13 protein-coding genes and 1 pseudogene are annotated in these 13,882 nt (G+C 57.9%); 5 read left to right on the top strand and 9 right to left on the bottom strand.

Going from position 1 to position 13,882, the window contains the following annotated elements; genetic code table 11:
• Nucleotides 1-220: 220 nt before the first annotated feature.
• Nucleotides 221-559, bottom strand: a complete 339-nt coding sequence (locus LDB05_RS23540; protein WP_343232931.1) for a hypothetical protein — start codon at nucleotides 557-559, stop codon at nucleotides 221-223.
• Nucleotides 560-834: 275 nt separating this feature from the next.
• Between LDB05_RS23540 and LDB05_RS22765 the strand changes: the two genes are divergently transcribed.
• Nucleotides 835-1,224: a putative quinol monooxygenase gene (locus LDB05_RS22765; protein ID WP_226008136.1), complete on the top strand. Its 390-nt coding sequence runs from the start codon at nucleotides 835-837 to the stop codon at nucleotides 1,222-1,224.
• 187 nt (nucleotides 1,225-1,411) lie between these two features.
• On the opposite strand, the gene LDB05_RS22760 is transcribed toward LDB05_RS22765, so the two are convergent.
• The 5 genes from LDB05_RS22760 to LDB05_RS22740 form a co-directional block, all read right to left on the bottom strand.
• Nucleotides 1,412-1,837, bottom strand: coding sequence for a hypothetical protein (locus LDB05_RS22760; protein ID WP_226008135.1), 426 nt, complete (start codon nucleotides 1,835-1,837; stop codon nucleotides 1,412-1,414).
• Between the two features lie 808 nt (nucleotides 1,838-2,645).
• Complete coding sequence (locus LDB05_RS22755) at nucleotides 2,646-3,656, bottom strand: SDR family oxidoreductase (RefSeq protein WP_226008134.1); 1,011 nt, start codon at nucleotides 3,654-3,656, stop codon at nucleotides 2,646-2,648.
• 2 nt (nucleotides 3,657-3,658) lie between these two features.
• Nucleotides 3,659-5,161 (bottom strand): vitamin K epoxide reductase family protein, encoded by a 1,503-nt coding sequence (locus LDB05_RS22750; protein WP_226008133.1) that lies wholly within the window; start codon nucleotides 5,159-5,161, stop codon nucleotides 3,659-3,661.
• On the bottom strand, nucleotides 5,158-7,056 hold the full coding sequence (locus LDB05_RS22745; RefSeq protein ID WP_226008132.1) for a glycoside hydrolase family 15 protein: 1,899 nt from the start codon (nucleotides 7,054-7,056) through the stop codon (nucleotides 5,158-5,160). Before LDB05_RS22745 ends, LDB05_RS22750 begins: the two co-directional genes overlap by 4 nt.
• Before the next feature lie 203 nt (nucleotides 7,057-7,259).
• Complete coding sequence (locus tag LDB05_RS22740) at nucleotides 7,260-7,613, bottom strand: four-helix bundle copper-binding protein (protein ID WP_226008131.1); 354 nt, start codon at nucleotides 7,611-7,613, stop codon at nucleotides 7,260-7,262.
• Nucleotides 7,614-7,896: 283 nt separating this feature from the next.
• Here LDB05_RS22740 and LDB05_RS22735 point away from each other — a divergent pair, with 283 nt between their 5' ends.
• From LDB05_RS22735 to LDB05_RS22725, 3 genes are all read left to right on the top strand, one after another.
• A complete protein-coding gene (locus LDB05_RS22735; RefSeq protein ID WP_226008130.1) occupies nucleotides 7,897-8,190 on the top strand; it encodes a hypothetical protein in 294 nt (97 codons plus the stop codon).
• On the top strand, nucleotides 8,187-8,777 hold the full coding sequence (locus LDB05_RS22730; protein ID WP_226008129.1) for an ArsR family transcriptional regulator: 591 nt from the start codon (nucleotides 8,187-8,189) through the stop codon (nucleotides 8,775-8,777). Before LDB05_RS22735 ends, LDB05_RS22730 begins: the two co-directional genes overlap by 4 nt.
• A 418-nt stretch (nucleotides 8,778-9,195) precedes the next feature.
• Nucleotides 9,196-9,462: a hypothetical protein gene (locus LDB05_RS22725; protein WP_226008128.1), complete on the top strand. Its 267-nt coding sequence runs from the start codon at nucleotides 9,196-9,198 to the stop codon at nucleotides 9,460-9,462.
• A gap of 536 nt (nucleotides 9,463-9,998) precedes the next feature.
• On the opposite strand, the gene LDB05_RS22720 is transcribed toward LDB05_RS22725, so the two are convergent.
• Together LDB05_RS22720 and LDB05_RS22715 are read right to left on the bottom strand one after the other, a co-directional pair.
• Complete coding sequence (locus tag LDB05_RS22720) at nucleotides 9,999-10,358, bottom strand: SHOCT domain-containing protein (protein ID WP_226008127.1); 360 nt, start codon at nucleotides 10,356-10,358, stop codon at nucleotides 9,999-10,001.
• A gap of 124 nt (nucleotides 10,359-10,482) precedes the next feature.
• Nucleotides 10,483-10,653 (bottom strand): annotated as a pseudogene (locus LDB05_RS22715) (HAD-IC family P-type ATPase); the annotation flags it as partial.
• 383 nt (nucleotides 10,654-11,036) lie between these two features.
• Between LDB05_RS22715 and LDB05_RS22710 the strand changes: the two are divergent.
• The gene (locus tag LDB05_RS22710; protein WP_226008125.1) at nucleotides 11,037-11,999 is read left to right on the top strand and encodes a sugar phosphate isomerase/epimerase family protein; all 963 of its coding nucleotides are present in this window, start codon (nucleotides 11,037-11,039) and stop codon (nucleotides 11,997-11,999) included.
• Between the two features lie 359 nt (nucleotides 12,000-12,358).
• On the opposite strand, the gene LDB05_RS22705 is transcribed toward LDB05_RS22710, so the two are convergent.
• On the bottom strand, nucleotides 12,359-13,786 hold the full coding sequence (locus LDB05_RS22705) for an orc1/cdc6 family replication initiation protein (RefSeq protein WP_226008124.1): 1,428 nt from the start codon (nucleotides 13,784-13,786) through the stop codon (nucleotides 12,359-12,361).
• Nucleotides 13,787-13,882 lie beyond the last annotated feature (96 nt).

Here is a 13,882-nt window from a genome sequence, read left to right as displayed (position 1 = left end):
AGATCAGAATCATAGACAAGAATCTTAAATTAGAGCTATAGATAACGTTCTTATCGAATATATGTACAACCTGTACCCGTTCTAGGGTAGAGTCTCAGCTCGGAATGTGTAGTTGCGAAGACACGATCTGTGCAAGAAGTCAATCTATAGCGAATCCGCCGAAGCGTAACAGTAGATGAAGTCAGATTGCTTTGATAGCTGTTCCGCTGCCGATAGAGTACTAGAAGAGTGGAAGTTGGGCGAGTTCAACTAACATTTTCTCACTGGCCAACACCGCCTCTTGTCCTGATAGTGACATTACTTCTATTGAACCGACGCGGATCATCATCGAGGACGACGATGAGACCTTGAGCAAGGAGTTCTCGATTAAATCTAAGGCGACCCCCAAAGAGTGGGAGGCAAAGAATGAAGGTGGCCCTACTATCATCAGCGATGAACTGAACATCTCCGCAGTGGCGTTGCCTTTACTGTAGAACTCGTAGAGGGCAAATACATCGACAGTGTTGTGTGAGATTCGTTCGAGATGGAGGCGTTCCGTCTCGATGCGTTCAGGAAACATAGTGCACTATTCGTAGCCGTCAGTAATAATTGTTCAGTACGCACGTTCTCTTTCAGATAATTCCGGGTTAGTTGTGCGAAATAAAGCGAGCCACCGTGCTGACTTTATCCTCTGTATCTTGCACACGCTTTCTACCACCTACTGGATAGAATGAGGGAAGCTTGCGAGATACACAGCGCGTATTTTGTTTGGCTCCCGATTCTACGGAGTGTGCGAAAAGGACACATAGTCTGCCGGCGTGTAGAGAACAATGGAGCTAACCACAACGGAGAGGGGTGGCTGACGTGATCGTGTACGTCGACCAGTCGATAGTACGTGATGGAAACCTGGACGAACTCAAGACAGCGATGTCTGATCTGGTGGATTTCGTCGACGCCAACGAACCGGGCATTCTATCGTACGACGTCTACTTCAGTGATGATGGCACCCGAATGACCGTCGTACACGCGCACGCTAATTCGGCGTCATTAGCGTATCACATGGAGGTTGCGGGCCCGAAGTTCCCCCCGATCGGTGAGTTCATCGACCTCGAGGCCATCGACGTGTACGGACGGCCGAGTGAGGAGCTCGTCACCCAATTCGAGGAGAAGGCATCGACACTGGGACACGGGCACGTATCGATCCACGACCGTCACGATGGAATCGATCGCGTTCCTGTCGACTGACCCGTGTGCTGAATCCAACCTCTATATCGGTCACGCCAATTCTACCAGTTACTGGATAGATCAAGCGAGACGTGCTGAATACACAGCGCAAGTGTGGCACGAGATCAGGGCCAATTTCCGAAGGCTGCGATCGCTAAGTACAGATGGGAGACTTATTAGTCGTTAGATCTAGAGGACCGAATAGAGATTAACAGCCGCTCCACTCAGGTTTGTCCTCGTCATAGATAATCGCATCAGTGATATCTGACCAGCAGTAGAATCGCATATCAACACAGTCTCCATCTCCACCTCCCTCATCCGCAGGGATGGATAGACGGTGAATCCCTTCTCCGAAGGATGAGGTGTAGAATACAGAATACGCCCCTGGATCTGAGTCCCACGTCCGTTCAACGTCGTGTAGATAGCCGGCAGATACTTCGATCCGGTTCTGGTAGATCAGCGAGCCATCTCGTTCGATTCGAAGTTTGAACGTAACTGGCTCATCCTCTGTGTTTCCGATCTGAATGTTCCCCAACCGGACGCCCGGTCCTGATCCTAGTGCTGTACACCCTGCCAGAGATGGCAATGCAACGACTCCGAGAAGGTGTCGGCGAGATAGGTATGAGTTACTCATAACAGGTTATTTCAGAACAACATACATATATTCCTGCAATAGTCCCATCTGTAGTTATATGCATATCCACAGAACGGCTGGTTCAGTATATTGGGTGTGAAACAAACGATGCCGCCGTGCTGAACTCATCCTCTGTATTCAGCGTGCCAAATCTACCAGTTACTGGATAGAACGGGCAAGACGTGCTGAATACACAGCGCGAATGTAGCACGAGATTTGGCTCAATCTGCGAAAGTGGTGAGCGTACAGTACAGGAAGTACGCTTATCGAAAATTCTGTTGAGTACAAATGAAGTGACCCGACCATACCCTTCTCTGTCTGCCGCACCTCTTACTAAATACAGCAACCGATATTCGACTTCAGTCGCTTTGTATAATCGGGTTGCGTCTATCGGCCGCCCACACATATCACACGTCATTGGCCGACAGAGTTGCTCTGAGTATTAAGCAATGGTGTGACTTTCGCAGTAGTAACACCACCGGCGATGAGCGACTGGTCGGTGACCGCGACTGGCGGCAGTAGTTCGGCGTGAACTTCGCTATTTATCGAGGGAGAGTTTCGTCGACGAAACGATATCCCACACAACGGCCTCGCCAGCAAGGTCGGGGGTGTTGCCCATCGCTTTCGGAAGCGTCACTTAATACTGGCCATTACTGTTCTGGGAGACCCTCGTCGTCCGCTTCGGCATCACTCATATCGACGTTAGCTTGTTTGTAGTTCTAATGTTAATCAGGGGTGTATCTGAAAGGGAGTTTCTCAGACGTTAGTCGGCGAAATCGACACAGCGAACGACCTCAAGCAGTACAATTTAGTCATCCATCAGGCTCCGACCAAGCAAGACGCTCGCAACTGCGGTCGCCAGGACGACGATCAGGGCGAGTACGCGCCGGTGCATCGACGCCTGAAGCTGGTAGCTCCGGTCGCGCGCCCGCTCGTCGTACGGGCCGTGCGCGCCGTGATCGCCCGAGACCGGCTCGTAGAGGTTGTGCTCGCGGTCCGGATCCGTCGGCTCGTCGGACAGTTGGGCGTCGTAGCCGCCGCTTGCGAGCAGGTTGTCGAGCCGCCGGGGGATCAGCCGGTTGCCCAGGATCGCCTTCACCGTCGATCGGCCGACCCACAGTTCGTCCTTGCCGCGGTCGACGGTCCAGGTGATCGCTCGAGCGGCGACCTCGGGCTGGTAGATCGGTGGGACTGGCTGGGGCTGTTTCGACATCCGGCTCTTCGACCACTCAAACTGCGGGGTGTTCATCGCAGGCATTTGTACCATCGACAGCTGCACGTCAACATCGTCATGGAGCAGTTCCGTCCGCACGGACTCAGTGAAGCCCTGAATGGCGTGTTTCGCGCCACAGTAGGCCGACTGGAGCGGAATGCCGCGATACGCCAGCGCCGAGCCGACCTGGACGATTGTTCCCTCGTTGCGGGGCCGCATCCGCTCGAGGGCGACCTGTGTCCCGTGAACGTAGCCAAGGTAGGTCACCTCGGTGACGCGACGGTAGTCGTCGGCGGTCATCTCCGCAGCCGGCGAGAACACGGACACCATCGCGTCGTTCACCCAGACATCGATCGGGCCGAACACATCCTCGACGGTCTCGGCCGCTGCCTCGACCTCGTCATAGTTCGAGACATCAGTTGGAACAACAACTGCCTCGCCGCCGGCGTCCTCGACGTCTTCGCGCGCGCCCTCGAGGCCGTCCTCGCCCCTCGCGAGGAGGGCGACCTTCGCGTTTCGTTCGGCGAACGCGCGAGCGGTGGCTCGCCCGACGCCGGCCGATGCGCCCGTGACGACGACGACTTCCGAATCGGTCGTTCCTGACATCGTTAGCTGCGAAGCGGGTTGAGTCGATCGAACATTTGGAGGGTGGCGTACTGCTCCCAGCCGCCGTAGCGGTCCTCGAACGAGCCGTGCGGAACGCTCAGGATCACGACCAGGGCGCCGGCGACGGCGGCGTTGATCGTCGCAAGTGTCGGGACGCCGTCGAACAGCCACGGGGCGACGGCGACCCACCCGGCCAGCGGGACGTTCAGGAACCGGATCGCTCGCGCCGGCTCTGCGGTCGCGATCACGGTGAACGAGACGATCAGCGAGCCGGCTAGATGGCTGCTGTCGGCCATGAAGCCGGTCGTTCCGAAGACGGTCGGCGAGAGCATGAACCACACGCCCAGCGCCATTGCGCCCAGCAGCGTCCACGGGGTCGAGACGCCCCAGAACGGCTCGTTCGCGGGGGAGTCGCCGATGTCCCGCATCGCGCGCTCGTCGACGCCGGACTCGTCCTCGGAGAGCTTCCCGCCCATCCAGAAGGCGGTCCAGAGGCTGTCGCCCTGGCGCATCAGCCGGACGACGAACTGGCCCATCGCAACGACCTCGTCGACCGTCAGCGCGATCATCCAGAGCATGCCGAACGCCGAGAGGAGACAGAGGGTGCACCACGTGCCGACCATGACCGGCTGGAAGATGACCAGCAGCACCTGCACGAAGCCCAGGGGGATCACGACGACGCCGAAGAAGGCGACCATCCACGGCATCGTCCGCCATCGCCGTCGGTCACCCATGAATCCCATCAGGGCCTCGACGGAGTAGGCCACCGCGCCAAGACCGGCGTCCGAGACCGGGAACGCCTCCGAAATGCTGGAGGTGAGGATCTGCTCGGTTCCGGAGCCGTATATTGGGTCCCAGACGCTGTCTATGTAGCCAAGCTGGAAGGCGGCCATGTACCACGAGGCGAAGAAGCCGAAGATGCCGAGCGCGATCAGCGGCGCGCGCTGTGCGCGCGTCGAGGGGTTGTACGTCCACCCCGGCGGGACGGTCGGCCCCTCCATCTGCGAACGCATCACGATCAGCACCGAGAACGCGATTACCATGGTGCCGACGAGCCCGTTGTTCGCATAGGCCGCAGCCGTCGGGGCCGAGAACGCGATCGGCGCGAACACCAGCCAGAGGCCGACGAAGCCGTTGGCGTAGTTGGCGTAGCCGCTCTCGAGGAAGATCGTGGCGCCGGCCAGCGCGATCAGGACGAGCCCGCTGAGGACGCTGTTCCAGAACACCAGCGTACTCTCGTAACCCAGCGCCGGCGCGGTCGCGACGAGCCAGACCCCGAGCGAGATGACGGCGTACTGGGGCCATATCTCCTTCGTCGGGTGTTGCAGCATCATCTCGCCCGGCCGCATCGAGTCGCCGCCGTCGTCACCGTCGTTTTCGCCGCCGCACCCAGTCGAGCCGTTCGCCCCGCCCCCGTCGCCAGCGGGTCGCGGACAGCGCTCTCTCGCGTCGGTCGTCACAGCCGTCGGTTCCTCGTTCGAGTCGTGGGTGTTCTCGTCGTTCATGTTCTGATGTCGTTCGGCTGCCGCACGATCTCGTCGCCCGAGTCGACGCCGTCGTCGCCGTCGCTCCCGAGCGGCGCCAGCGATGCGTCGCTTGAACCGTTCGCGTCCGCCAGGTAGAGTGCGCTATTGATCAGTCCGATGTGACTGTAGGCTTGCGGATAGTTGCCGCGCTGCTCGCCGGTCTCGGGGTCGACCGCCTCGGCCAAGAGTCCAAGGGGGCTGGTGTATTTGAGGATCGACTCGAAGCGGTCGCAGGCCTCGTCGGTTCGTCCCGCAAGCGCGAGCGCGGTAACGAGCCAGAACGAACTGACAACGAATGGACTGCCGGCCCCGGGGAGGCCATCGTCGCCCTCGTAGCGACGGACAAGCCCGTCGTCGGTCGCCAGCCGATCAATCGTCGCGTCGATCGTCCCCTGCACGCGGTCGTCGTCCGACGGGAGGAAGCCGACGACCGGGACAAGCAGGTTCGCCGCGTCGAGCGTGTCCTCGTCGTCGAACGATCTCACGAAGCTGTTCGTCTCCTCACTAAATCCACGCTCAAGGATCGCCTCACGGATTTCGTCTCGGGCTGCCCGCCAGCGTTCGAGCGGCGCGTCGACACCGTCGGCGGCCTCGGCGAGTTCGATCCCGCGATCGAGTGCCGTCCAACACATGACCTTCGAGTAGACGAAGTCCTCGTGGTCGGTCCGCATCTCCCAAATGCCGGCGTCGGGCTCGTCCCAGCCGTCACAGACGTAATCGACGAGGTCGCGCACCACCGTCCAGTCGTCGGGCCGCACCGGCTCGCCGTAGCAGACCATCTCATAGACCCCGAGGATTAACTCGCCATAGACGTCGAGTTGGTGCTGGTCCTGGGCCGCGTTGCCGATGCGAACAGGGGCTGATCCACGATAACCCTCGAGGTGGTCGAGGACACGTTCCTCAAGGTCGCCTCCGCCGTGGAGGCCGTAGACCGGCGGTAGGTCAGCCGGTTTATGCTGCTGGCAGTGGTCGAGACATAACTTGAAGTACGACTGGGCCTCCTCAAGGTGACCTAATTCGGAGAGTGCCCTGACAGTGAAGGCCGCATCGCGGATCCAGTTGTACCGGTAGTCCCAGTTGAGGACACCACCGAGGTCCTCCGGTAGCGAGGTCGTTGGGGCCGCACACACTGCGCCCGTTTCCCGGTGGATGAGGAGTTTGAGGGCGAGCGACGACCGGACGACCAGGTCGTGCCACCGATTGCCGACGGGACACTCCCCGTCGCCGCAGTCGTGGGCCCACTCTCGCCAGTAGTCGATCGTCTCGGCGAGCGTTTCCCGGTGGCGCGCCGGCTCACGGTCGATCCCGTCGCCGTAGCTGAGCACCAGCCAGCGCGTCTCGCCGCTCTCGAGCGTTTCCGCCGCGCTCGCCCCGTGGCCGTCGCCCACGGTCTCGAGCGGGAGGTCGGCCGAGAGGACGGCCTGCTCGTCATTGCCAGTCGCGACGACACCGTCAGCCGTTAGCTCGATCTCGGGGACATCGCGCGCGTAGTCGAACCGGGGATCGAACTCGATCTCGACCTCGAGCGGGCCATCCTCGCAGTCCAGTTTCCGGTAGACGGCAGGCTGGCTGTTATCGGCGTCGACGGTCTCGGCGACGGACATAAAATCGGTCACCGTCGCTGTGCCGCCAGCGGTCCGGAACGTCGTCTCGAGGACGTTCGTCCGGTCGCGGTAGCGCTGGACGGACTCGAACGACTGCCGGGGGCGGACGGCGAAGCGACCGCCACGGTCGGCGTCGAGTAGGGCGGCGAAGACGCTCGCCGACTCAACGTGCGGGAGCGGACACCAGTCGATCGAGCCGTCACGGCCGACGAGGGCAACTGTGATCCCGTCGCCGATGGCACCGTACGCTTCGATCAGGTTGTACTGCATGATAGCGTCGGATTCAATCGCGGCGTCAACGTCTTGCGAACGACACGTCAATCGTCAATTCGGCTCCTCGGTGGACGATCTGCTTGTAGTCGGCGCGTCCGTTTCCCAATTCGGCAGTCATTCGAATGGTCGCCCCTGTCGGCGACGCTTGAGGGAGGAGCGCACGACGTACGTGGCTCCGATGTGTGTCGTAACTGTCGACCTCAGGCCGAGGCCATGTTCCGGCAGGTCTCGGCGCAGTCGCGGAGGACGTCCGCACAGACCTGACAGTGTTCGGCGTCATGCTGTTCACATTCATCAGCGCACTCCTCGCACGCGTCGGCGGTCATCGCCGCCAGATCGGAACTGAAGTCGGAATTGCGGGCCATGAACCGCGCATGCATGGACGCCAGATCGGCGACGTCCCGGCAGAGTCGTAGACATTCGGCCATCTCCTCGCCCTCGCCGGCGCACTTGTCGGCGCACCATTCACAGGCTTGGACACACTCGAAACAGCTATCGATACACTCCTGCATCTCCTCGTTCTCGCTAACATGATCTATTTCGGTCAGTGCCATACCGGTCGTTCGGTCGCTCCGGATCAGTATTGTTAGTCACATCCCACGACCTGCCGACCAAATAGTGAGGTCTAAAATCCCATGACGGCATTGTGATATCGCCGATCGGTAAGGACGTGTTCACATGGAATTACCGACGGATGTGAACCCCATCGTCGGCCGTGTCTATCAGGCCAGTACCGTTCGATCTTGTAATACGCTGTTAAGAGGGCCGCCAAGCCGTTCTTTACACCGGTGAAATCTCATGGTGCAATTTGACGGACAGAAGACGCGTATCTTGTGTATGACCCACTCCGTCGTTCACCTCCTCGGTATCCTCTTTGCAATCACTGCCGGTACCGGGGCCGGTGTATTCGCGCTTCTTTCGTGGGGTATCTTCCAAGACTCCCCGTTCGGAACTGCAATCGCCCTTCTCTCGCTCGGCATGCTCGCAGTGACAATATACCACATAATGCTACTCGTTGAAGGCCCTGATTCCATACTCCACTTCGTCCGCAGCGCGGCGAATACAATCGTTGCCGTCGTCCTCGGCATGTTGATACTCCGCAACCACCAGCCGGCAGGTGAGCGTTCGTGAACGAGGTGGCACCCTTCGCCGGCTACAACCTGGTAGTCGGGACCATCATCGCTCTCGAACTACTATACTTCCTCTCGCTCGAAGCGTCGGTGACGGCTTACCGTCGGTTCGTCCTCGTCACTGTCGGTGGACTGATCCTGGCTGTGGTCGGGGCGCCGATTGCCGAACTGTTCGCACCGTCGCTTGTCCACTGGATCCATGGCACCGCCGCTCTGCTGGTCGTCCTCGGCCTCTACGATCCAGTGACGAACGACGTGCGAATGACAGAGTGGTCGCGCGTGTTACTGAGCGATCCTAATCGGATCCGTCGACAACCCGAGTGGATGACGCCGATGGACGACGAGATCCTCACCGTCTTCCACGGTTCCAAATTAGTTCTCTCTCCGACGGTCGTCGCCATTAATACTGACTACAGCCGGAAAGAAGTGAACCGCCGGCTACTCGTGCTCAACGAGCATGATCTCCTCAAGAAGGTCGAACGGGGGAAGTACCGTCTGACAGGACGTGGCGAGCAGTACCTCCGAGGAGAATTTCAGACTGGTCATACGACGAACGAACCTGACGGTGAAACGGATGTTCTACGGTGAACCGCTCTATACAGGGCGCGAATCTTGCACACGTGGGTTTGTAAACCAAGACGAAGCCACCCACTTAGGTCTGGATTCCGAGTCGGACTATCCAGTGGAGCGTGATCGATCCTGAAGTCCGGAACAGCCACCTTGAGAGATTCGGTTGCAGATGGAGAGTGTCGATGAGTTAGATGCATTCCGCTACTATAGGCCGAACGTACGTGAGGAGTACAATCGTCGTCCCGAGAAGACCTTTGATAGTTGAATCAAGTAGTCGGTTGTACGCACCGGGCGTTCCACGATAGCGACGTGACCAGTTCCATGCGAGGTTAGTATTCCCCAGCTTGTACGTCAAAAGACGTGGTGATTAGCACTCCATTCGGTTTCGCCTGGAAAAAAGTCGATATCGACCAATGGTGGGGAATTGGACAGCGAATTGAACGACGCCATCCTCCGGGTCCGTTTCTTCCGGATGAACGTGCAGATACGCGAGATCTCCATCTCGAAGCGCGACAAGGTGACCAAGTACGCCGAGGTAGGGCTCGAGGCGAGCGACATCATTGTCCCCGCGTACTTCGAACTCGATGCTCACAGTTTCGCCAGCAGAGATCTGCTCTGGAGTGAGTTCAATGCGGTACTCATTGACCTCGGCTTCGCGCGTGGTTCGGGGACGATCTTCGTACTGAGCTGGACCCGACGATAGGAGGTCTACACCGAATGTCGTCGGCTGGCCATCCACGAGTACGTCAACGAATGCCCGATAGACGCCGGGATCTGGAAGGACAAACTCTGCGGACCACGTCCCATCTTCGCCCAGTGTCGGATGGAGATGTTGGAAGCGCGTGAGGTCACGACGGACGGGAATCAAGTGCGCGAGTTGATCGTGGGTCTTTCGAACGCAGTGACTACGTTTCCGTCCTCGGTGTCAATCTGGAACGTCCACTCGTGGGTCTCCCCTGACTCGACCCGCGTCTCGGACGCTTCAAGTTGGAGTCTTTCCACAGCGACAGTGAGGCCACCGGGAAGCGCGTGACTACCTGCGTCAGTGTAGCCGTGAGGAGCGTCGTGTCCATGATCACTCGCCCCAGGATCAGAATCGTGGTGCTCGTCAGCCATAAGCACCGTATGCTCGCCATCACCTACTATCTTGTTCCGCTCCGAAGGCAGTCAACAAACAGAGTTACCAGCAACGCCAGTTACAGGTCTACGGAATCTCGGAGAGGACAATTACGGATACTCTTACTCTTGGTCTCTCTGCAAGCGCTGTCGCCGTTGTTCGAACTCCTCGTCAGTCAGGTCCCCGCGGGCATACGCTGTTCGCAACTCTTCAAGTGCACGGTCGCGTTCGAGAACCTGACCGCCCACAAGACCACGGTACAGTAAGTATCCGACCCCGAGTAGGATGAGGAGAAAGAGAAGCATCATCCCGATGCCCCAAATCGGTGAGACTCCCATACCTGAGCCGCCACCCCACCACCACCCCATCATTCCCATCATCGGCACCGCAAACACCATCATCAACAGGGGAAAGAACACGATGACAGCGAGTACGACGAGGACTATTCGAAGGAGCGAGTCGCCCTGATGTTGACTGGACATTGTGGATTCCCTCCTGAATAGAGAGTACAAGGGAAAGCCATTAAAATCGATCTCTCGACGGAGCAGGGCCCATCAACTCTGTCTTTGAATTGTGAGGCACTCGAAGGGCAATTGTTGACTGTGGTCAATCGGCAGGTTGCGGACTCCCGGACTGAGCGACCCCCGGCAGCGAGGGGAGGTCGAGATTGACGCGACGGAGGAACTGGGCGTTGATGGCAACGATGACCGTGCTCAGCGACATCAGGAGAGCGCCAACATCCGGTGAGAGGAGGATTCCGATGGGTGCGAGCACGCCCCATCACCGACAATACTCCTTACCCACGTACCCCCGTATGGGACGAAACTCGACAGGCATCATTCGATCGGGGAGCGAACGGCAGACCTCGAGGGGCTACACGCCGGCTCTATCGCCTTGAAGTTGACTCTTCGCATACATCGGCCGGCAGTCGCGCTTTCGGGACATTCCCATCGGCGGGAGTACGAGATTCTAGCCGACTCCGAGAGTCTCATCCATATGCTCAATACGGGATACGAAGGAATCGCCACGGTGGAGTACAACCCGCAAACGCAAGGATTCAGTTATACTCGCCATAATCAGTGATCCGAATCCTCCACTGATATCCGTTTAACCGTACAGCCTACCTATGATTATCTCAAAGAATAATACTACAGTAGCCCATGGATCGCCGTATTCAGTTCTCTGTCCCGTTACATCCGCTCCGGGAACACGCTTCCAAGCCGCGTTCTACCCCCAGTGAATTTCTCTCGGCCATTTCCGAGGTCGATGCCGACATCGAACTGTACGATCCGGACCCGTACGCTCGTCACATTATCGAGGTGAAACAAACACTAGAGGAATTCGGGCTCGAAATCAAAACGGTTCATGGCGGCCACCTTCAGCGACTTCTCGACAACGGAGACAAGGGCTCGGAGTTAATAACGCAAGTTCGTCACCTGCACCTGGCCTCCGTCATCGATCAAACGCCCACCCACTCACTCGAGCCAGAGGTTTCGGCGCATCACGCCCCACGGTTGTGGGCGGATTCCAACGTCGATGGCGATGAAGTCGTGCAGGAGTTCCTCACCGAGTTCGATCGAGCGCTCGACCATCTGGAGCCGGACCCCACGAGAGCGAATCTTGATGATGCCGTATTCGACGGGTCGTGTATCACTGCGACCGTCTGTCTCGAGAAGGTCGCTCCGCGTGGTCCTCACGAGTATCTTCTGGTCACGCCAGAAAATGTGGATACACTGCAACAAATCGCTCGGGAGAGGGGATGTGAAGATGCAGTTTCGTTCACCTGCGATGTCGGCCACTCGAGGCAGCCGATCGAGTTACTTCACACGATGAATGATGTCCGGAACATCCATCTCCACAGTACCGCACCGCTGGGCTCAGCGACTACCGACCGTCTCCACGAGCGATACGACCTTCCCCCAGACGTCCAGACTGGACGAGAGGACCGTGATGGTATTGCTCATCACCTCCCGCCTCACGTCGGTGATCTGGAACTCCCACGAATCTTCGACGCGCTTGACGACATCGACTATGACGGCCCGATCACAATCGAACTGGACGAACCGTATCGAACGGCTGAGATCGTTCAAGAGACAATGGCTGCGATTGGGACGTATAGATAGTGAGTGACATTCGATAGGCCCTATCGCAAAGGTGAGTCGGGCTGCCAAACAGCGTAAGTGAGTCAGTGAACCGGGTCCCAAGAGAATATAGACCGAAACACATCGATAGAGGTGTGTGGTGTTCTCAATCCGTGAGAAAATATAGATGAGCCGTATATTCATCCTGTTGCGAATAAATCGGGAAATCTTCTTCATAGCGTTTGCAATCAGATACCCCCCATTTTTGTCTTCTTAGATCCTATGACGGCAAATAGCACATCGATAGAGGTGTGTGGTAACTTAGAAGATTGATAGATGAATGCGACTTCATAACAAGTGGAAGGAACACATCGATAGAGGGGACCGACAATCAACGAACGTCACGTCTCGTTCCGGAGCTGTGCTTTAACGACGGTCGCCACCTCATCTGCAGAGATCATATCGATACGCGAATCTTCGCGAAGCGTTTCGAGAATCGTCTCGGGACGCTCTCCGAACTGGAACTCGAGGAACATTCCCGAACTCGGTCCGTGGCTCCGGCGTTCGAAATCGACGAGCGAGTACGTCGTCATCTCCTTCATCTTGTTGACGTAGGTTTCCTGGTGGTACTGCTCGGCGTCGATCGCGTCCGTGAGGAACTGGTAGACTCGGTACCCGGTCGTACTGCGAGCGGATTCGTCGTCCGTCTCCGATGCGACTGCCGCTGTCGCGTAGAGACAGAGCTTCTTCTGTGTGCTGATACCGCGAACGACCTCGAGCACTCGATTTTTCTCGACTTTGTCCTGAGCTTCGCGAACGTGTTCTTCACGGACGTGCTCGTCACCCTCTCGTTCCGCGAGCTCACCAGCGACGCGCATGAGATCGATCGCCTTCCGAGCATCCCCGTGAGTCTGAGCTGCGAAGGCCGCTGCCAACGGAATGACGTCCTCGTCGAGAACGCCATCGAAGAACGCGTCCTGTCGTCGACGGAGGATCGACTGCAGCTGGTTCGCATCGTAGTCGTCGAAGTGGACGTCTTCAGGTGTAAACGAGCTCAAGGCTCGACTTCCCACGGACTCCATCATTTTCGTATCATTAGAGATAGCGACGACGGAGACGTGTGCAGTGAGTTCGTTATTCGCGCCAGCCCGGGAAAGCTGATAGAGCAATCGAGAAAACGCCGGCTCCTGTTTGTCTCGTCGACCGACGAGCATGTCCAATTCGTCGAGCACGAACACCGCTGAATCGAAGTTCTCGTTGACGATACGATAGAGTTCGTCCCACTTTTCCTTCGTCGCGACGCCGTGTTTCGGAACCTCGACCTCGACGAGAGCTTCGTCTGCAGCACGACTCGCTAGTTCGTAAACTGCAACGCCGAGGGTATCGAGGTCCTGGCAGTTTACCTCGATCGTCCCGAACCGGATGTCCCGTGTCTCACAGATCACACTTATATTCTTGCAAACGGCCTTAGTGATGAGCGATTTGCCGGTCCCTGACGGACCATAGAGGAAGAGATTCGGGGGACGATTGTCGCCGAGGGCGACACGGAGCATCTTGGTCACTTCCTGGAGCTGCTCGTCACGACCGACGATTCGATCTTCTTCGACGATATGATTCGGGTCGAGGAGGGACCGATCACGGATCAGCCCTTCTTGCTGATCGAATTCCAACAACATATCCTCGATCGATTGAGACTCACCGTCTGCCTCCGATTCGGTCGAAGATTGAGAAGGTTCGGATTCAGTAGAATCAGACGAGGGAAGAGACTGCTCCGACGTTTCATCCTTCGATGTCCCCGCCTCGTCTCGAGGATCCTCGAAGTCGTCCATACGATGGTCCATACAGTGTGGTAAGAAAAGTGTTGCCACCTCTATCGATGTGTATTTCACAGATTGAGTGGATGGTTTGCATTGATTCCACTCGAT

Source organism: Natrinema salinisoli, assembly GCF_020405205.1.
GTDB lineage: Archaea > Halobacteriota > Halobacteria > Halobacteriales > Natrialbaceae > Natrinema > Natrinema salinisoli.
The sequence above is the reverse complement of the archived record's forward strand: the minus strand, read 5'-3'. Positions and strand labels throughout refer to the sequence as shown.